Source organism: Pseudomonas simiae (genome assembly GCF_000934565.1).
In the GTDB taxonomy this organism is placed as follows: Bacteria; Pseudomonadota; Gammaproteobacteria; order Pseudomonadales; family Pseudomonadaceae; genus Aquipseudomonas; species Aquipseudomonas simiae.
In genome coordinates this window covers 2724801-2743078 of sequence record NZ_CP010896.1, presented here as the reverse complement: position 1 = coordinate 2743078, position 18278 = coordinate 2724801, and the positions used below count along the sequence as shown (strand labels likewise).

At 62.5% G+C, this 18278-nt stretch carries 14 protein-coding genes; 8 read left to right on the top strand and 6 right to left on the bottom strand.

The window, feature by feature from the left end:
• Nucleotides 1-34: 34 nt before the first annotated feature.
• The 4 genes from PF1751_RS12300 to PF1751_RS12285 all read left to right on the top strand — a co-directional run bounded on the left by PF1751_RS12300 (nucleotide 35) and on the right by PF1751_RS12285 (nucleotide 3799).
• Nucleotides 35-1282, top strand: coding sequence for a chloride channel protein (locus tag PF1751_RS12300; RefSeq protein ID WP_044287070.1), 1248 nt, complete (start codon nucleotides 35-37; stop codon nucleotides 1280-1282).
• Nucleotides 1283-1379: 97 nt separating this feature from the next.
• On the top strand, nucleotides 1380-1934 hold the full coding sequence (locus PF1751_RS12295) for a UPF0149 family protein (protein ID WP_044287069.1): 555 nt from the start codon (nucleotides 1380-1382) through the stop codon (nucleotides 1932-1934).
• Between the two features lie 186 nt (nucleotides 1935-2120).
• Nucleotides 2121-3377 (top strand): 3-phosphoshikimate 1-carboxyvinyltransferase, encoded by a 1257-nt coding sequence (locus PF1751_RS12290; protein ID WP_010210707.1) that lies wholly within the window; start codon nucleotides 2121-2123, stop codon nucleotides 3375-3377.
• Between the two features lie 32 nt (nucleotides 3378-3409).
• On the top strand, nucleotides 3410-3799 hold the full coding sequence (locus PF1751_RS12285; protein WP_044287068.1) for a hypothetical protein: 390 nt from the start codon (nucleotides 3410-3412) through the stop codon (nucleotides 3797-3799).
• A 1-nt stretch (nucleotide 3800) separates the two neighbouring features.
• On the opposite strand, the gene PF1751_RS12280 is transcribed toward PF1751_RS12285, so the two are convergent.
• Complete coding sequence (locus PF1751_RS12280) at nucleotides 3801-4400, bottom strand: NAD(P)H-dependent oxidoreductase (RefSeq protein WP_010210709.1); 600 nt, start codon at nucleotides 4398-4400, stop codon at nucleotides 3801-3803.
• Nucleotides 4401-4469: 69 nt separating this feature from the next.
• Here PF1751_RS12280 and PF1751_RS12275 point away from each other — a divergent pair, with 69 nt between their 5' ends.
• A complete protein-coding gene (locus PF1751_RS12275; RefSeq protein WP_044287067.1) occupies nucleotides 4470-5063 on the top strand; it encodes a TetR/AcrR family transcriptional regulator in 594 nt (197 codons plus the stop codon).
• A gap of 113 nt (nucleotides 5064-5176) precedes the next feature.
• On the opposite strand, the gene PF1751_RS12270 is transcribed toward PF1751_RS12275, so the two are convergent.
• A complete protein-coding gene (locus PF1751_RS12270) occupies nucleotides 5177-5845 on the bottom strand; it encodes a GNAT family N-acetyltransferase (RefSeq protein WP_010210715.1) in 669 nt (222 codons plus the stop codon).
• A 20-nt stretch (nucleotides 5846-5865) separates the two neighbouring features.
• Nucleotides 5866-6774, bottom strand: a complete 909-nt coding sequence (locus PF1751_RS12265; protein ID WP_044287066.1) for a LysR family transcriptional regulator — start codon at nucleotides 6772-6774, stop codon at nucleotides 5866-5868.
• 113 nt (nucleotides 6775-6887) lie between these two features.
• On the opposite strand from PF1751_RS12265, the gene PF1751_RS12260 reads away from it, so the two are divergent.
• The 3 genes from PF1751_RS12260 to PF1751_RS12250 all read left to right on the top strand — a co-directional run bounded on the left by PF1751_RS12260 (nucleotide 6888) and on the right by PF1751_RS12250 (nucleotide 11362).
• A complete protein-coding gene (locus PF1751_RS12260; RefSeq protein ID WP_044287065.1) occupies nucleotides 6888-8102 on the top strand; it encodes an MFS transporter in 1215 nt (404 codons plus the stop codon).
• A gap of 81 nt (nucleotides 8103-8183) precedes the next feature.
• Nucleotides 8184-9035 carry a CAP domain-containing protein gene (locus PF1751_RS12255; protein WP_010210719.1) on the top strand — a complete coding sequence of 284 codons (852 nt, stop codon included), beginning with the start codon at nucleotides 8184-8186 and terminating at the stop codon, nucleotides 9033-9035.
• Between the two features lie 149 nt (nucleotides 9036-9184).
• On the top strand, nucleotides 9185-11362 hold the full coding sequence (locus PF1751_RS12250) for a hybrid sensor histidine kinase/response regulator (RefSeq protein ID WP_044287064.1): 2178 nt from the start codon (nucleotides 9185-9187) through the stop codon (nucleotides 11360-11362).
• A 3-nt stretch (nucleotides 11363-11365) separates the two neighbouring features.
• On the opposite strand, the gene PF1751_RS12245 is transcribed toward PF1751_RS12250, so the two are convergent.
• From PF1751_RS12245 to treS, 3 genes are read right to left on the bottom strand one after another with little or no spacing between them, the layout of a single operon-like run.
• Nucleotides 11366-12532: a GGDEF domain-containing protein gene (locus PF1751_RS12245; RefSeq protein WP_021491755.1), complete on the bottom strand. Its 1167-nt coding sequence runs from the start codon at nucleotides 12530-12532 to the stop codon at nucleotides 11366-11368.
• 51 nt (nucleotides 12533-12583) lie between these two features.
• Nucleotides 12584-14821, bottom strand: coding sequence for a 1,4-alpha-glucan branching protein GlgB (glgB, locus tag PF1751_RS12240; RefSeq protein ID WP_021491756.1), 2238 nt, complete (start codon nucleotides 14819-14821; stop codon nucleotides 12584-12586).
• Nucleotides 14818-18165 (bottom strand): maltose alpha-D-glucosyltransferase, encoded by a 3348-nt coding sequence (treS, locus tag PF1751_RS12235; protein ID WP_044287063.1) that lies wholly within the window; start codon nucleotides 18163-18165, stop codon nucleotides 14818-14820. The genes glgB and treS overlap by 4 nt, the downstream gene beginning before the upstream one ends.
• Nucleotides 18166-18278 lie beyond the last annotated feature (113 nt).

Here is an 18278-nt window from a genome sequence, read left to right as displayed (position 1 = left end):
GCTATACAATCAGGGCCATTGCCTGGAGCCGCCTATGCCGACTACGTTTCGCTCAACCTTGATCCTGGCCCTGGTGGTCGTATTGACCGGTATCGGTGCCGGGTTGGGCGGGATGCTGCTGGCATTGCTCCTGCACGGTATTCAGCACCTGGCCTACGGCTATAGTCTCGACAGCCTGGTCAGCCATGAAACGTTCTTGCTGGGCGTCACGGCGGCTGCGCCCGAGCGGCGTCTGCTGGTGCTGGTGGTGTGCGGCCTGGTGGCGGGATTGGGCTGGTGGGCAATTTATCGCTATGGCCGGCCGCTGGTGAGCATCAAGCAAGCTGTCGCGGAAAAGATGCCGATCATGCCGCCCAAGACCACCCTCGCCCACGCCGTGCTGCAGATCATCACCGTGGCGCTGGGTTCGCCGCTGGGCCGTGAAGTGGCACCGCGGGAAATCGGGGCATTGGCCGCCACCTGGTTGTCCCTGCGGGCGCGACTCGACCCACAGATGCATCGCCTGCTCGTCGCCTGCGGCGCCGGGGCGGGTCTGGCGGCGGTCTACAACGTGCCGCTGGGTGGCGCGGTGTTTGTGCTGGAAGTACTGGTGGGCGCGTTCAGTTGGCCAGCGGCGGTGATTGCGCTGGCGACCTCGGCGATTGCGGCCTCGGTGGCGTGGATCGGGCTGGGTGCGCAATTACAATATGAGGTCCCGAACTTCGTATTGAGCCCTGAATTGATCGCTTGGGCGGTGGTTTGCGGCCCGCTATTCGGCGTGGCTGCGTACGCTTTCACCCGGCTCACCGGCAAGGCGCGGGCACAGGCTGCAAGAGGCTGGCGCTTGCCGGTGCTGGCATTGATCAACTTCACCATCATCGGCGGCTTGGCGATGGTATTGCCGCAAATCCTCGGCAATGGCAAAGGCCCTGCGCAGTTGGGTTTCGACAACGAGTTAAGCATCGGCCTGGCGGCTTTATTGCTGGTGGTCAAAGTGCTGATCACCACCAGCAGCCTGCGCGCCGGGGCCGAAGGCGGCTTGCTTACCCCCGGCCTCGCCAATGGCGCGTTACTGGCAATCATCCTCGGCGGCGCCTGGAGCCTGGCGTGGCCCGGCGTTCCCTTGGGCGCGTTTGCGATCATCGGCGCGGCGGCATTCCTGGCCGCCAGCATGAGCATGCCGTTGACCGCGATTGTGCTGGTGGCGGAGTTCACCCGAATCGACCATGACTTCCTGGTACCGATCATCCTGGCCGTGGTGGGTTCGATGTGTGTGAGCAAGCTGTGCCAACGGCGCTGGTAAAAACCCTGCAAAATGCTGGATAAAACCCGGCACACACGCCATCCTTCGCGCTTTAGGCCGCCCCATTCGCGGCGCTCGACGTTTAAAGGATATGCCCATGCACGCCCACCCCCTCACCCCTGCCGAATTCGAGTTCATCGAAAACACCCTGCTCAAGTACGGCGACGACCATTCGGTGCTGAACCTGGCCGAACTCGACGGCTACTTCACCGCCTTGGTGTCCAGCCCGGCGCAGGTGGATGTGGCTGAGTGGTTCCCGGCGATCTGGGGCGGCCAGAACCCGGAGTGGAACAACATGGATGAAGCGCAAAGCTTCCTCGAACTGTGCGTGCGCCACATCAACACCCTGGCAAGCCAGCTGGCCACCGATGCCCAGGGCTTCAAGGCTCGCTTCGACGAAACCGAACACCAGGGCCAGAACGTGACCCTGGCCGAAGAATGGTGTTTTGGCTACATCCGCGGCGCGGCCATCGGCAACTGGCCGGCGCTGCCGGCAGAACAGGCAGCACTGCTGGAAAAAATCTCCTGGTGCGCCGAACAGGACAACTTCGAACTGCCCGCCGACCTGGACGTGCAAGCACACCAGCAACGCGTCAGCGAACTCGAACCGGCAGCACGAGCACTGCACGCGTATTGGTTGGCGAAGCGGTAAAGGACTGCTGGGCGTATCAGAGGGAGCGAGGCGCCTGCATCGCAGGCACGCCAGTTCCCACATACACCGAGTAAATATCAGCGGCCACGACCCCAAGCTCGACAAGCACGGCGTCTATGCCCGATTATTCCAGTCCGCCCGTCGGCCACTCCGTTCCACCTTGCCTTGAATCAGGAGCCTTGTACCTTGAGTTCGCAGAAAACCGTGACCGTTACACCGCCCAACTTCCCCCTCAATGGCAAGGTCGCGCCCCCCGGCTCCAAATCCATTACCAACCGTGCCCTGCTGCTTGCCGCGCTGGCCAACGGCACCAGCCGCCTCAGCGGCGCGCTCAAGAGCGACGACACCCGCCACATGTCCGTAGCCCTGCGCCAGATGGGTGTAACCATCGACGAGCCGGACGACACCACCTTCGTCGTCACCGGCCAAGGCAAACTGCAACTGCCGTCGCAACCACTGTTCCTCGGCAACGCCGGCACCGCCATGCGCTTCCTCACCGCTGCCGTCGCCACCGTGGAAGGCACCGTGGTGCTGGACGGCGATGACTACATGCAAAAACGCCCGATCGGCCCGCTGCTGGCAACCCTCGGCCAGAACGGCATCCTGGTCGACAGCCCCACCGGCTGCCCACCGGTCACCGTACACGGCGTCGGCAAGATCAAGGCCAAGCGTTTCGAGATCGACGGCGGCCTGTCCAGCCAATACGTATCGGCCCTGCTGATGCTCGCGGCCTGTGGCGAAGCGCCGATTGAAGTGGCGTTGACCGGCAAGGACATTGGTGCCCGTGGCTACGTGGACCTGACCCTGGACTGCATGCGCGCCTTCGGTGCCCAGGTTGAAGCGGTCGACGACACCACCTGGCGCGTGGCCCCCACCGGCTACACCGCCCACGACTACCTGATCGAACCCGACGCCTCCGCCGCGACCTACCTGTGGGCCGCTGAAGTGTTGACCGGTGGCCGCATCGACATCGGCGTGGCCGCCCAGGATTTCACCCAGCCGGATGCCAAGGCCCAGGCCGTGATCGCGCAGTTTCCAAACATGCAAGCCACAGTCGTCGGCTCGCAGATGCAGGACGCCATCCCGACCCTGGCAGTACTCGCCGCGTTCAACAACACCCCGGTGCGCTTTACCGAGCTGGCCAACCTACGGGTCAAAGAGTGCGACCGCGTCCAGGCCCTGCATGACGGCCTGAACGAGATCCGCCCGGGCCTGGCGACCATCGAAGGCGACGACCTGCTGGTGGCCAGCGATCCGGCCCTGGCCGGCACCTCGTGCAACGCGCTGATCGACACCCACGCCGACCACCGCATCGCCATGTGCTTTGCGCTGGCGGGGTTGAAAGTCGCGGGGATCCGCATCCAGGACCCGGACTGCGTCGCGAAGACCTATCCTGAATACTGGAAGGCCTTGGGCAGTCTTGGGGTTCAGTTGAGCTATTAAAGGGGCGGCGTCGGAATGGGGAGGCACTGCACATGACAATTCGCCAACCCTGCCCACCCGGCGCCTGCGTCTGCGACCGCGAGCAACTGCTGCAAGCGCCTGGTGCCGACCTGCGCATTCTCAACCTGACGCGCCAGGAAGAGAAAAAACTGCTCGACCGGCTGGAAGACCTCAAGAGCCTGCAAGACCTGAAGCACATGCAGCAGCGGATGTACGAACTTTTGGGCATCCGCGTGCACGTGGCCCCCGGCCATACCGAGGTCAAGAGCATGCGCGGTATCCAGATCGTGATCGACGAGCTGCCGGGCATGTGCCGCAAGACCCGCCAATCCATCCCGGCAGCCATCCGCCGGGGCATGGAGAAACGTCCGGAAATCGCCTACCGCCTGCTTGACGCCCACGACCTGTTTCGCGAAGGTTGAATCAACCCGCCACGGTTTCGGTTTCGAACAGCCCTTTGCCCAAGGCCCTGGCCTTGTCCAGATGCGCCTGCGCCGCGCCGCTTTCCGACTCCAGCAACAACGCCGACGTCACCACCTGCGCGCCACAGTAATCAAAGATCCCGTAGTCAATTTGCGTGCGCATCGCGTTGGCGTAGCCGTGTCGATCAAACGCATCGGCGTCCGCTGCACCCAGCGCCAGCAGATGCACCCGCAAGTGCCGCAGCTTTTTCACCACCGGGGTGTCGGGGCCGTAATCGATGGCCCAGCCGTTGACGAAGACGCGGTCGATCCAGCCCTTGAGCAGGCCCGGCAGCGACCACCAATAAATCGGGAATGCCAGCACCAGCGCATCGGCGCGGTCGATGCGGGCCTGTTCGGCCAACACGTCGGCCGGAGGCGTGGCGCGGGTACGGTGCACTAAGTGATCGGCGGCGGCGTAGCGCGGGTCGAAACCTTCCGCGGCAATGTCGGCGATTTCGAAGGTGTGGCCCGATGCAGTAAGGCCGGCTGACACCTGCGCAGCCACGCTATGGGTGAGGGATTGCGGGTCGTGATGAGCAACAACGATGAGTGCGTGCATGACATTGACTCCCTTTGGGGTTAGCCTAGGCTTAAGTTACGATTAGTAAGTTACTTTTGGTATATAAGCATGTCAAGCAGCGAATCCACCTCCCCCCGCCGTCGCCTGTCCCGTGAAGATCGCCTGCGCCAACTCTTGGAGGTGGCCTGGCAACTGGTGCGCGATGAAGGCACCGAAGCCCTGACCCTTGGTCGCCTGGCGGAGTTGGCGGGCGTGACCAAGCCGGTGGTTTACGACCATTTCGTCACCCGTGCCGGGTTGCTGGCGGCGCTGTATGAGGACTTCGATGCGCGCCAGGATCAGGTCTTCGCCAACGCCATCGCGGCCAGTGGCGACACGCTGGACGAGCGTGCCTGGGTGATCGCCGAATCCTATGTGGATTGCGTGTTATTGCAGGGTCGGGAAATCCCGGGGGTGATTGCGGCCCTTAGCAGCTCGCCGGAGCTGGAAGCACTCAAGCGCCAGTACGAGGCGATCTTCCTCGAAAAATGCCGCGACGCGCTGTCGCCCTTCGGCCGCGTGTCCCAGGCGGGACTGCGCGGCATGCTGGGCGCTGCGGAGGCGCTGTCCCAGGCGGCAGCCAGCGGCGAGATCAGCCGTGAAGAGGCGAAGCAGGAGTTGCTGGCGACCATCCTCGCGATAGTCAATCGCAGTCGCATGTGAATAACGTCTGACAGGCGAGGAATAAACCGGCACGGCGGGCGTGTCATTACCGATGACGGTGTTGGCGGCAACGGCAACCTGGCCAAGCCGTAAGGCCAATGCGGGATTGTCTTTCAGCCCCGATCCTGTAGAAACAGCTGCACCCGGCGCGCCAGTTGATCAAGGTGCCGATCGCGTTGTTTCTCGGCATCCACCATGGCGCGCTTGCCGTGCTTTTGCAGCAGGTAGGTATGAATCTGCCGCACTTCCAATGAGCGGTAGATCGACGCCACATCCAGCACGCCCATCAAGCCCTCCGTGCCGTAGTCCCGCGTGTTCATCAGCACCTGGGTACCCCGCGCACCGCGCACTTGGAAACCCATGCCCTCGAACGCCGGCACCTTCTCCACTGAGCACGCCAGTTCCGCATGGGGATAGCGGCTCAACACGTCACCCATCATTGCGCGCGCCACACCTTGACGCCGGTAACCGACCTGGACCGCCATGAACGCAATGCCGCAGGCCTCCGGATCGTCCTTCACCGGCAGGTACAGGCAAAAGCCGATGAGTTTTTCCGCTTCCATCGCCACCACCAACTCGACGGCGATGCCTTTGGCGCCGTTCAGCGCCTCCAGGTAAAGGTGCACCTCAAAGCCAATGGCGTACTGGTAGATGTTGTACAACAGGTTGCTCGGCGGCAGCGCCACGCTGCTGATATCGGTGAGGTTATCCACCACCATCTGCAGGATCTGAGCATTGATGGGCTCGGGGCACGGCGTGGTGTAGCGGGTAAGGCTGAACATGCAAATTCCTGGGTTTAACGTCAAGGCAGCGCCGATTGTACCTGTTGCAGCCCACACACCTCACGCAAACATCCGCGCAACCAGCGATGGGCCAGGTCGGCATCCAACCTGGGATGCCAGAGCATCGCCACGGTGAAGGTGGGCAACGTCAGCGGCAATGCAAAGCGGTGCAGGCCCTCGGATTGATGGGCGGTGTAGCGTTCCGGCACGCTGGCGATCAAGTCAGTGTCTCGGGCCAAGGCGATGGCAGTGGCGAAACCGGCGACAATGGTAGTGATCTGTCGCGTGAGGCCCTGGGCTTCAAGTAAGTCGTCGATCTGGCCTCGATCCTGGCCCCGTCGGGATACGTAGACGTGCTGACCTGCGGCATAACGCTCGACGCTGACGTCACCCCGGCTGAGGGGGTGACCACTGCGCACAACGCCGACTAGGCGATCGCGAAACAGCGCCTGGGTCAGCACTTCCGGGCCGGCAGTGGGGTCGACCACCCCGGTCTCCAGGTCGACGCTGCCTTCGCGTAGCAAAGTGCTGTCCTTGTCGGCCTTGTGGATGAACCGCAAGCGCACGCCGGGCGCGTCCCTCGCGGCGCGGGCCAGCAATGCCGGACCGAAATTTTCGACAAACTCTTCGCTGGTACGCAGGGTGAAGGTGCGCGTCACCTGGTTCATATTCAGGGATTGCGCGGGGCGCAGCACGGCATTGGCCTCTTGCACCAGACGACTGACCTGGTCACGCAACTCCAGCGCCCTGGGCGTGGCCACCAGGCCGCGACCCGCGCGTACCAGCAAGGGGTCGCCGGTGGTTTCGCGCAAACGGGCCAACGCTCGGCTCATGGCCGAAGGACTCAGACGCAGGCGTTTGGCCGCAGCCGCAACACTGCCTTCGGCGAGCAGCACATCCAGGGTGATCAGCAGATTGAGATCGGGCATCAGCACTCCTCATATGGCGTTGGGTGCACGTATTAACTGCACATCATGCGTCTTCCGCCATGTTAAGCCACACCGTAGATTTGTGACAGTTGCCTTCATTCAAGGAATTGTCCATGCAAAGCACCTCACGTGGCAGCCTCGTCAGCCTGTGCCTGTCCATGTTGCTGGCCTCCCTGGGCACCAGCATCGCCAATGTCGCGCTGCCCAGCCTGACGCGAGCGTTTGATGCCTCTTTCCACGCCGTGCAATGGGTGGTGCTGGCCTATCTGCTGGCAATCACGGCGGTGATTGTCAGCGCCGGACGTCTGGGCGACCGGTTCGGACGGCGGCGGTTGTTGCTCGCCGGGTTGCTGCTGTTTGCCGTGGCGTGCGGGTTGTGCGGCATGGCGTCGTCCCTGGCGTGGCTGATTGCAGCGCGCGTCGTGCAAGGCCTCGGCGCAGCAGTGATGATGGCCATGGCCCTGGGCATAGTCGGTGACACCGTCACCAAGGCGCGTACCGGCCGGGTGATGGGTTTGCTGGGCACGATGTCGGCCGTTGGCACCGCGATGGGGCCCAGTGTCGGCGGCGTGTTGCTGAGTGTGTGGGGCTGGCAGGCGATCTTCCTGGTTGGCGTGCCATTGGGATTGGTGGCGGTCGCCCTTGCCTTCTGCTATTTGCCGGTTGATCGGCCCCACGCGCTCTCCTCGGCCGGCTCAGGTTTCTGGCCATCATTAAAAGATGCGTCGTTGCGCACCGGGTTGGTCATGAGTGCCCTGGTGGCCGCTGTGATCATGGCCACGTTTGTGGTCGGCCCGTTCTACTTGTCCCGAGGACTGGGACTCGATCCCGAATGGATGGGCTTGGTCATGGCGGTCGGCCCCTGCGTCGCGGCCATCACCGGCGTACCGGCCGGCAGGCTCACCGACCGCCTCGGCAGCCCGCGCATGACGCTGGCCGGCCTGGGCATGATGGCCTGTGGCGCCCTGCTGCTGGCCTGCGCTTGGGGTCTATTCGTCTATTTGGGCGCCTTGGTGATCCTGACCACCGGCTACAGCCTGTTCCAGGCCGCCAACAACACTGCCGTGATGGGCGACGTGGAGGGCGCGCGTCGTGGCACGGTGTCGGGCCTGTTAAACCTGTCACGCAACCTGGGGCTGATTGTCGGCGCCTGGGCATTGGGGGCGGTGTTCGCCTGGGCCAGCCCGGATGTCACCCGCGCCCTTCCCCAATCCGTGGCCTATGGCCTGCATACAACGTTCAGCGTGGCATTGGGCTTGATCCTGCTGGCCAGCGTGATGGCATGGCGCCGCTTTGCTGCTTTCAACGGCCTCCAGAACATCCATTGAGGCAAAAAAACAAAAAAGGCGTTGCGCCAGACCGGGTTACATCGCGCATCATGGGCACTTTCAAGCTCAAGGGTAACGTCCATGCGCGTTCTGTCATTGATGATGGGTCTTACGACGCTGGCCGCCAGTACGGTGTTCTGCGCCAGCGCGATGGCGAATGAAGAAAGTCAGTTGGTACAAGAGATCAACCAATACCGCAGCCAAGTGCAGCGCTGCGGCGACCAGGGTTCCCAGGAACTGCCACCGCTGACCAGCGATACGCGGCTGGTGCTGCCGGCCACCAATGTCGGTGACCTGCAGCAGGCGCTGGCGCGGGCCGCGTACCCGATGGTCAACGTGCAGGCCATCAGCCTGTCCGGCCCCAAGGATGCCCAGGCAGCCATGAAGGCCGTGCGCGAAAGCTTCTGCCGCGTGGTGCTGGATCCACAATTTGTCGATATCGGCGTGAGCAACAGCGGCCAGGACTGGCGCATCGTGCTCGCCCGTCCACTGCTCACCAGCGGCCTGGGCGACTGGCAGACCGAAGGCCGGCAGGTGCTGAACCTGATCAACACCGCGCGTTCGCAGCCGCGCCAGTGCGGCACCCAGGCCTTTACCGCGACCACACCTTTGTCCTGGAACGAAGACCTGGCCAGCGCTGCCAACAGCCACACGCGCAACATGGCCAATGGCAATTTCTTTGACCACCTCGACCATGACGGCCGTACCCCTGGCGACCGTGCCGAACTGGCGGGATACATCGCGAAGAACATCGGCGAGAACATCGCCGCCGGCCTGGATACCCCACGCAAAGTCGTGGATGGCTGGCTGGCCAGCCCGGCCCATTGCGCCAACCTGATGAACCCGCAATTCCGTGAACTGGGCGCGGCGTATGCCATGGACCCGAAGAGTGATGCAGGGATTTACTGGACGGGGGTTTTCGGCGCGCAATAAGTCAATGTGCAGGTCGATCAAACGGTTGCAGCATCAAATCGCCATCTCATGGATAATGGCGCTGAACTTGGCAGCGGTCATTCCGGTCTGTTGATAGTTAACCTGACTTCAGGCGTTCGACAGGCGGTGGCAAACAAGGTGTTCTCGCGATGAATTGGCTGCAAAGCAGCAGCGACATGGCTGAGCGGGTTCGCCTGCATGATTGGGCAAGCTCGCCCCTGGGGCCGCTGGAGCAGTGGCCGGATGTGCTCAAGACCACCGTGGCGCTTTGCCTCGCCTCAAGCTTCCCCCAATCCATTGTGTGGGGGCCGCAGTTGACCATGCTGTACAACGACGCCTTCATCCCGATTCTGGGGGACAAGCCCTATGCGCTGGGCCGCCCGTTCAGCGAGGTGTGGCATGAGGCGTGGGCAGACATCGGCCCCATCGCCAATGCGGCGTTCGAGGGGCATGCCACCTACATCGAGAACTTCCCCCTGCTGATCGAGCGCGGCAACGGTTCCGAGCAGGCGTACTTCACCTTTTGCTACAGCCCGATCCGCGACCCTCAAGGCAGGGTCGTGGGCATGCTCGACACCGTTACGGAAACCACCGCCACCGTGTTCCTCGCCCGCCGCCTGGCCGTGCTGGATGCCGTGGGCAGTGCGGTGGCCAATGCCACCGACGCCGAAACCATCATGTCCACCACCACACGCCTGCTGGCTGAGCACTTGCAGGTGTCCAATTGCGCTTACGCGGACATGGACGCCGACGAAGACGGCTTCACCATTCGCGGCAATTGGGCGGCACCGGGCTCGCCCAGCATTGTAGGGCGCTACAGCCTCGCCTCGTTCGGCGCACGGGCAGTGCGGCAGTTGCGCGCGGGTGAGCCGCTGGTGGTTGAGGACAACCGGGTGGAGTTCCCACCCGAGGAAGCCGCCAGCTATCAGGCCCTGGACGTCCTGGCGACGGTGTGTTTCCCACTGATCAAGGACGGCCGCCTGACCGCCTTGATGGCGGTGCATCACAAGAAGGCGCGCGTCTGGTCACCCTACGACCTGGCGCTGGTAGGCGAAGTCACCGAACGCTCCTGGGCCCATATCGAACGGGTACGCGCCGACGCCGCCGTACGCGAAGGCCTGGCGGCGTTCACCGAGCTGAATGCCACCCTCGAACAGCGTGTAATGGAGCGTACTGCCGCCCTCACCCAGGCCGAAGCCGCGTTGCACCAGTCGCAGAAACTCGAAGCCATCGGCCAATTGACCGGTGGCGTTGCCCATGACTTCAACAACCTGCTGACCATCATTCGCTCGTCGGTCGACTTTCTGCGCCAGCCCGGGCTTTCCGAAGAGCGGCGCCAGCGCTACATGAGCGCTGTTTCCGACACCGTCGAGCGCGCCAGCAAGCTCACCAGCCAACTCCTCGCGTTCGCCCGGCGCCAACCGCTCAACCCGGAAGTCTTCGATGCGGGCCAGCGGGTCAAGAACATTGGCGAAATGCTTGAAAGCGTCACCGGCGCACGCATCCACGTGCAGGTGCAACTGCCCGAGCACCCTTGCCATGTGCGGGTGGACGCCAGCCAGTTCGAAACCGCGCTGATCAATATCGCCCTTAATGCCCGGGATGCGATGGAGGGTCAAGGCACCCTGACCCTGCGCGTGGTCACTGTCGAAGCAATGCCACGGATCCGGGGCGATGCGGAAGCCCGACAACCGTTTGTGAGCATTTCCCTGGCCGATACCGGCAGCGGTATTCCTGGCGACGCCGTCGAACGCATTTTCGAGCCGTTCTTTACCACCAAGGCCGTAGGCAAAGGCACCGGGCTGGGACTGTCCCAGGTATTCGGCTTTGCCAAGCAGTCCGGGGGCAACGTGGAAGTCGTCAGCACCCCAGGGCAAGGCTCGGTCTTTACGCTATACCTGCCAGAGGCGACGCCACAGGCGCTACCTGACGAGCAACCGCAGCAAGGCCCTGCGCCCACGCACGATGCCGCGCAACGCCACATCCTGATCGTGGAAGACAACCTCGAAGTGGGCCGCTTCGCCACCCAGATCCTCCAGGATCTGGGCTACCAGACCACTTGGGCCACCAACGCGGAGCAGGCCCTCGCCTTGGCCGGCACGGACGCCCTGGCGTTCGATGGCATTTTTTCGGATGTGGTGATGCCCGGTATGACCGGCGTAGCCATGGCGAAAGTACTGCGGCAACGGCGCGCGGACTTGCCGGTGGTGCTCACGTCCGGCTACAGCGAGGAACTGGCCGACAGCGGTTACGAAGGGTTTGAGTTCCTGCCCAAGCCCTACTCCGCCGACCAGGTTGCCCGGGCGCTCGCCAAGGCGATGCCCTGAGCCCTACTCCGCCACTGCCACCTGATTGCGGCCCTGGGCCTTGGCGCGATACAGGGCCTTGTCAGCGGTGTTCATCAGGCCGTGCAAGTCCTGATCCTGCGCATGGGTGGACGCCACACCCAGACTGGCGGTCAACCCATGCACCGGCTCGGAGGCCAATCCCGAAATGGCCTTGATCAACTGCTCGGCAATATCCCGCGCGGTTTCCAGCGACGTATTGGGCAGCAACACCGCAAATTCTTCGCCGCCCAGGCGCCCGTACACATCGGCTTGGCGGAACGACGTGCTGATCACCCCGCCAATCTGACGCAACACCTGGTCACCAGCCTGGTGGCCGTAGGTGTCGTTGATTTCCTTGAAGTGATCCATGTCCATCATCAGCGCACACAGCGGTTGCCGGTTGTGACGGCATTGGGCGTACAACACCTGGGCATGTTCAAAGAAGGCACGGCGGTTCATCAGGCCGGTGAGTTCGTCGGTCTGTGCGGCGCGGGTGGAAATGTTGTGGGCACGCTCCATCTGCCGGGTCAGGCGAAAGGCCTTCTCCAAAGCATCCGAGAGCTTGCGCGTGGCGCTGACGACAAAGGTGGAGAACACCAGCACCGCAACGGCTACGCCCACTTGCATCGACGACGGCTGGAACAGCAGCCATAGCGTGCACGGCAACAGCACCACGGCCATGGAAGCCAGCGTCATGTAGCGATAAGCCGAGTAACAGGACACGGCGCTGACCGACATGCCCACGGTAAACAGCATCACCAGCACCTGGGACAACCGATCATCGGTGGGCATCACCGCCAAGGCGCCGAGGCCCCAGGTTGCGGCAGACAGCAGCAACGTAACCCAGTAGCGGCGTTCCCAGCGGTCTGGAGTGCGTTCGGCATTGGGGCAGCGAAACCACTTCATGAACATCATGATGCGAATCAGCGACGTCGCCGCCAATACCACCAGCCAGACCAAGATAACCTGATGGTCAAACCGCTCCCAGCACAGCCAGCACAGCATCACCGCAGCCAGGTAACTGCCGAATATCGCAGCGAATGACTGCCGGAACAGCTGGTGCAAACGATCGGTTCGCACCTGCTCCTCTATGAAGCAATCATGGTCCTGCCCACGCTCAAGGCCATTCATGAAATTCGCCCGATCCGACTGCCACGACAAAGGCGCCATTGTGGCACCCTGCCAGTAGTGCGGACAACAGAATCCAGCACGGTAGAGCCTTTAAAGCGGTTCCGGACGCAGAATCAATACGCCAAGCGGCGGGAGATTCAACGACAGCGATACCGCCTGTCCATGGTGCGGCTCATCCTGGGTAAATATCTCCCCTCCATTTCCGTAATTGGAGCCGGCGTACATGTCCGCGTCGCTGTTGATCACTTCGCTCCAGCGCCCGCTGAACGGCACGCCGACTTTATAACCCTCACGCGGCACCGGGGTGAAGTTGGCCACCACCAGCACTGGCCTGCCGTCCTTGCTCCAGCGCAGCCAGGCGTAGACGCTGTTGATCGCATCGTCACCGATCAACCACTGGAAGCCTTGGGGCGCGTCGTCCTGCTCATGCAGGGCGGGTTCCTCGCGGTACAGGCGGTTAAGGTCGCCGACCAGCCTTTGCACGCCTTTGTGCTCAGCATACTGCAGCAAGTACCAATCCAGCTGCTGGTCGTGGTTCCACTCGCGCCATTGGCCGAATTCGCAGCCCATGAACAACAGTTTTTTGCCGGGGTGCATCCACATGAACGCCAGATAGGCACGCAGGTTGGCAAACTTCTGCCAGCGGTCGCCAGGCATCTTGTCGATCAGCGAATGCTTGCCGTGCACCACCTCATCGTGGGAGATCGGTAGGATGAAACGCTCGGACCAGGCGTATACCAGGCCGAAACTCAGCTCGTTGTGGTGATGGGCGCGATACACCGGGTCCTGCTGGATGTAATGCAGGGAATCGTGCATCCAGCCCATGTTCCATTTGTAGTTGAAGCCCAGGCCGCCCTGCTGGGTCGGCTGGCTGACGCCGGGCCAGGCGGTGGATTCCTCGGCGATCACCAGGGCGCCAGGCGCCTCAATGGCGACCACATCGTTCAGGTGACGCAGGAAGTCGATCGCTTCCAGGTTTTCGCGGCCGCCATGACGGTTCGGTACCCACTCGCCGGCCTTGCGCGAGTAGTCGCGGTAGAGCATCGAGGCCACCGCATCCACGCGCAGCCCGTCAATGTGGAAATGTTTGAGCCAGTGCAGCGCCGAAGCCAGCATGAAACCATGCACTTCGGTGCGGCCCAGGTTGTAGATCAGCGTGTCCCAATCCTGGTGGAAACCTTCCAGCGGGTTGGCATATTCGTACAGCGCGGTGCCGTCAAATTGCGCCAGGCCGTGGGTATCCGTGGGAAAGTGCGCCGGCACCCAATCGAGGATCACGCCGATATCGGCCTGATGCAGTGCATCGACGAAATAGGCGAAATCCTGCGGCGAGCCAAAGCGTGCCGTCGGTGCGAATTGTGACAAGGCCTGATAGCCCCACGAGCCGCCGAACGGATGCTCCATGATCGGCATCAACTCGATATGGGTGAAGCCCAGTTGCTGCACATAGGGAATCAGACGTTCAGCCAGCTCGCGCCAATTGTACTGGCGTGCCACTTCGCCCGCCTCGTCCAGCTCGGCCTGCCAGGAACCCACGTGCAGTTCATAGATCGACAGCGGCGCGGTGGTCTTCTGCTTTTCCACCCGCGACTGCATCCATGCGTGGTCCTGCCAGTCGACCTGCAAGGGCTCGGCGACCTTTGACGCAGTGTCCGGCGGCAATTGGGTGGCCAGCGCCACAGGGTCGGCCTTGAGCGGCAGGATCCCGTTGGCGCCGAGCACTTCGTACTTGTAGGCGGCGCCCGGCTGCAGGCGTGGGATAAAGATCTCCCACACGCCGGAAGGATGGCGCAGGCGCATCGGGTGTCGGCGACCGTCCCAGATATTGAAGTCGCCCACCACCGACACCCGCCGAGCATTCGGTGCCCACACCGCAAAACGCACACCTTGCACGCCGTCGACGCTGGTCACCTGGGCACCGAGGCAACTGCCAAGGTCGCGGTGATTGCCTTCGGCGAACAGGTACAGGTCCATTTCACCGAGCAACAGTTGCTGGAAGCTATAAGGGTCTTCCGTGATCTGCTCGCCACCCGCCCACTGGATTTTCAACAGGTACGCCTGGCGCGTGTGAAAGTGCCCGACAAACAGACCGGGCACCTGGCTCGCGTCCAGGCTACCGATCTGCTCACCACTGTCGCGGGCCAGTACCTGGACACTCAACGCTTCAGGCAGGAACGCACGGATAAACTGGCCGCCGTGATCATCATCGTGTGGCCCGAGAATCGAGAACGGGTCATGGTGTTCGGCGCGTACCAGCGCTTCGACGTCCTTGGACGCCGGCAATGCCGTCAACTTCGGTTGCAGCGGTTCTTTATTTGTAAAGCTCATGACGTCTCCCCACCGCGTGCAGTTTTCGATATAGGCGCAAGCCCGCTCAACAGTCCGTGCAACCCTTGCAGGGGCACTGGCAACCAGGTCGGGCGGTTTTCCGCTTCGTAGGCCACTTCATACGCGGCCTTCTCCAGGCTGAACAACGTCAGCGCTGCGTCCTGGCCTTTGGCATCCTGCCAGTCATGCGCCAGTGTAGACGTAGCGGACTGATAGGCCTGGATAAAGGCCTGGCGTGCTTCTTTCAGGTAACGGTCAGTCACGCGTTTGCGCGCCTGGTCCGCCTCGGGCGAGTGATCCACCCCTTGTACATTCAAGGCCATGGCCGCTGCATAGTCGAAGGAACGCAACACGCCGCTCACATCTTTATACGGGCTGTGCTTGCCGCGTCGCTCATGCAGTGGGCGCGCCGGCTCACCTTCAAAGTCGATCAGGTAGGCATCGCCCTTGACCACCAGCACCTGGCCCAGGTGCAAGTCACCATGGACCCGAATACGCAATCCGCCGGCCGTGGCTTTCGCCAGGGCCTGCACATGGCTGGCGATGGCTTTTTTCTGCGCCAGCAATTCACTGACCAGCGCTTGATCCGCCAGGTTCAACTGGCTTTGATGAAGTTTGAGCAGTTGCAACGCGCGGTCCAATTGCGCGCCGACATCCTTGGCCCAGGCCTGGGTGTCCTTGACAGTGGTGACTTCCGGCTTGAAGTCCTTGTTGGTGGTTTTCGCGCCGAGCACCCGGTGCATCTCGCCCAGGCGTTGGCCAAGCAACCCGGCAAAGTCAGCCAACTCGCCGAGGGCGTTGTAGTGCTGTTCCTGTTCGGACATGGCTTCGGCCAGTTCGTCGCGGATCGCGCGCTCCAGGTTATTCTGGGTCCAGCCCCAGGCGTCGCCCTGGTTGCTCAAGTAGCCTTGGGCAATCATCAGCAGGTTGTCCTGGCCCTCGGCGTCGTGGCGAATCATCGAGCCCAGCAACGGCGAGATATTCGGGTAGCCGGCTTCGGTCAGGTAGGCGCTCATTTCCAGTTCCGGGTGCACGCCGGAGGCGACTTTGCGGATCAGCTTGAGCACCAGGCACTCGCCCACCACCACCGAGCTGTTGGACTGCTCGGCCGACAGGTAGCGCACCTCGGACTCATCCGTCAGTTGCAGCTTGGCCAGGTGCGGGGTGGCCGCAAAGCGCAGCTCGCCTTCATGGGTGTTGAGCAGGGTACCCGCCTGCAACCCCTGGATCACGGCGCGGACAAAGTGTTCGAGGCTGAAGGCATCGGTCACCAACCCCACCTGACGCACGCGCCGCACACGGGCCAACGCCAATTGCTGCGGCAAGGCGCTGGTGAACTGATCTTCGCCGAGGAAACCGAACGGCAACTGATAACGACTGACCTGTCCACCGGCCGTCACTTCCAGTTCGCTGAGCAACACCGGGTGTTGCGGGTCGCCAAAGCGCACGCCGTAAGCAATGCGCACGCTGTCGATGGCCGTGTCCTTGCCGGCGAACCAGCGGCGCTTGGGCAGCCAGGCTGGCAGCACTGTCTGTTCCAGGGAGGCGCGACACGGTTCGTCCAGCAGTTCTTCCATACGCTTTTTCAACACCAGCGTGGTGAAGTCCGGCATGCTCTGGGCCGGCTCCACGTGCCAGCTGGGCATCTGGTTTTCCGGCGCCAGCACGAACCAATAAAAGCCATAGGGCGCCAGGGTCAGCAGGAAATTCAACTGGCCGATGGGCGGGAAGGCATTACCGCCCAGCATCTCCACCGGCACCATGCCGGCGAATGCCGACAGGTCCAGCTCGGCCGCCTGGGCACTGCGCGACACGTTGGCCACGCAGAGAATGATCTCGTTGCGCCCATCTTCGCCGGTGAATTCACGGGTATAGGCCAGGATGCGGCGGTTGCTCGGCGAGAGCATTTTCAAGCTGCCACGACCAAACGCCTTGGACTGCTTGCGCACCGCCAGCATGCGCCGGGTCCAGTTCAGCAGCGAATGGGGGTCCTGGGCCTGGGTCTCGACATTCACCGACGGGTAGCCGTATTGCGGGTCCATGATCGGCGGCAGTACCAGGCTGGCCGGGTCGGCGCGAGAGAACCCGCCATTGCGGTCGATGGACCATTGCATCGGCGTGCGCACGCCATCGCGGTCGCCGAGGTAGATGTTATCGCCCATGCCGATCTCATCGCCGTAGTACAGGGTGGGCGTACCGGGCATCGACAGCAACAGGCTGTTGAGCAGCTCGACTCGACGACGGTCACGCTCCATCAACGGTGCAAGACGGCGACGAATACCCAGGTTGATCCGCGCGCGACGGTCAGCGGCGTAGTAGTTCCACAGGTAATCGCGCTCCTTGTCGGTGACCATTTCCAATGTCAACTCATCGTGGTTGCGCAGGAAGATCGCCCACTGGCAGTTGGCCGGAATTTCCGGAGTCTGGCGCAGGATGTCGGTGATCGGGAAGCGATCTTCCTGGGCCAGCGCCATATACATGCGTGGCATCAGCGGGAAGTGAAACGCCATGTGGCATTCATCGCCGTCGTCGCCCTTCTTGTCACCGAAGTACAGCTGCGTGTCTTCCGGCCACTGATTGGCTTCGGCCAGCAGCATACGGTCAGGATAATGGGCGTCGATTTCGGCGCGGATCTGCTTGAGCACATCGTGGGTTTCAGGAAGGTTTTCGTTGTTAGTGCCGTCGCGCTCGATCAGGTACGGGATGGCGTCGAGGCGCAGGCCGTCGATGCCCATGTCCAACCAGTAGCGCATCACCGACAACACGGCTTTCATCACCTGGGGGTTGTCAAAGTTGAGGTCGGGCTGGTGAGAGTAGAAACGGTGCCAGAAGTATTGGCCCGCGACTGGGTCCCAAGTCCAGTTGGACTTCTCGGTGTCGAGGAAGATGATGCGCGTGCCGTCGTATTTCTGGTCGTCATCCGACCACACGTAGAAGTCCCGTGCCGCCGAGCCGGGCTTGGCCTTGCGTGCGCGCTGGAACCAGGGGTGCTGGTCGGAGGTGTGGTTGATCACCAGCTCGGTGATCACCCGCAGCCCGCGCTTGTGCGCCTCGGCGATGAAGCGCTTGGCGTCGGCCATGGTGCCGTAGTCGCTGTGCACGCCACGGTATTCGGCAATGTCATAGCCATCGTCACGGCGTGGCGAGGGATAGAACGGCAGCAACCAAATGGTGTTCACGCCCAGATCGGCGATGTAGTCGAGCTTGGCGATCAGGCCGGGAAAATCACCGATACCGTCGTTATTGGAGTCGAAATAGGATTTGACGTGAACCTGATAAATCACCGCGTCTTTGTACCAGAGCGGGTCTTTGATAAAGGTGGCAGCGTTGGGTTTCTTCGCCATTGGAAACTCCTGAAAACACTAAAATTCTGTGGCCGGAATACGATCCAGCGAGGGCGCTGGCTTGCTTGCGATAACGGTCTGTCAGTACCTGAACTGACACATCGCAATCGCAG

Bases quoted from the DNA above. Each gene is read 5' to 3' on its own strand.
- PF1751_RS12300 (WP_044287070.1), top strand. From the start codon at position 35: ATGCCGACTACGTTTCGCTCAACCTTGATCCTGGCCCTGGTGGTCGTA.
- PF1751_RS12295 (WP_044287069.1), top strand. From the start codon at position 1,380: ATGCACGCCCACCCCCTCACCCCTGCCGAATTCGAGTTCATCGAAAAC.
- PF1751_RS12285 (WP_044287068.1), top strand. From the start codon at position 3,410: ATGACAATTCGCCAACCCTGCCCACCCGGCGCCTGCGTCTGCGACCGC.
- PF1751_RS12280 (WP_010210709.1), bottom strand. From the start codon at position 4,400: ATGCACGCACTCATCGTTGTTGCTCATCACGACCCGCAATCCCTCACC.
- PF1751_RS12275 (WP_044287067.1), top strand. From the start codon at position 4,470: ATGTCAAGCAGCGAATCCACCTCCCCCCGCCGTCGCCTGTCCCGTGAA.
- PF1751_RS12270 (WP_010210715.1), bottom strand. From the start codon at position 5,845: ATGTTCAGCCTTACCCGCTACACCACGCCGTGCCCCGAGCCCATCAAT.
- PF1751_RS12265 (WP_044287066.1), bottom strand. From the start codon at position 6,774: ATGCCCGATCTCAATCTGCTGATCACCCTGGATGTGCTGCTCGCCGAA.
- PF1751_RS12260 (WP_044287065.1), top strand. From the start codon at position 6,888: ATGCAAAGCACCTCACGTGGCAGCCTCGTCAGCCTGTGCCTGTCCATG.
- PF1751_RS12255 (WP_010210719.1), top strand. From the start codon at position 8,184: ATGCGCGTTCTGTCATTGATGATGGGTCTTACGACGCTGGCCGCCAGT.
- PF1751_RS12250 (WP_044287064.1), top strand. From the start codon at position 9,185: ATGAATTGGCTGCAAAGCAGCAGCGACATGGCTGAGCGGGTTCGCCTG.
- PF1751_RS12245 (WP_021491755.1), bottom strand. From the start codon at position 12,532: ATGGCGCCTTTGTCGTGGCAGTCGGATCGGGCGAATTTCATGAATGGC.
- glgB (WP_021491756.1), bottom strand. From the start codon at position 14,821: ATGAGCTTTACAAATAAAGAACCGCTGCAACCGAAGTTGACGGCATTG.
- treS (WP_044287063.1), bottom strand. From the start codon at position 18,165: ATGGCGAAGAAACCCAACGCTGCCACCTTTATCAAAGACCCGCTCTGG.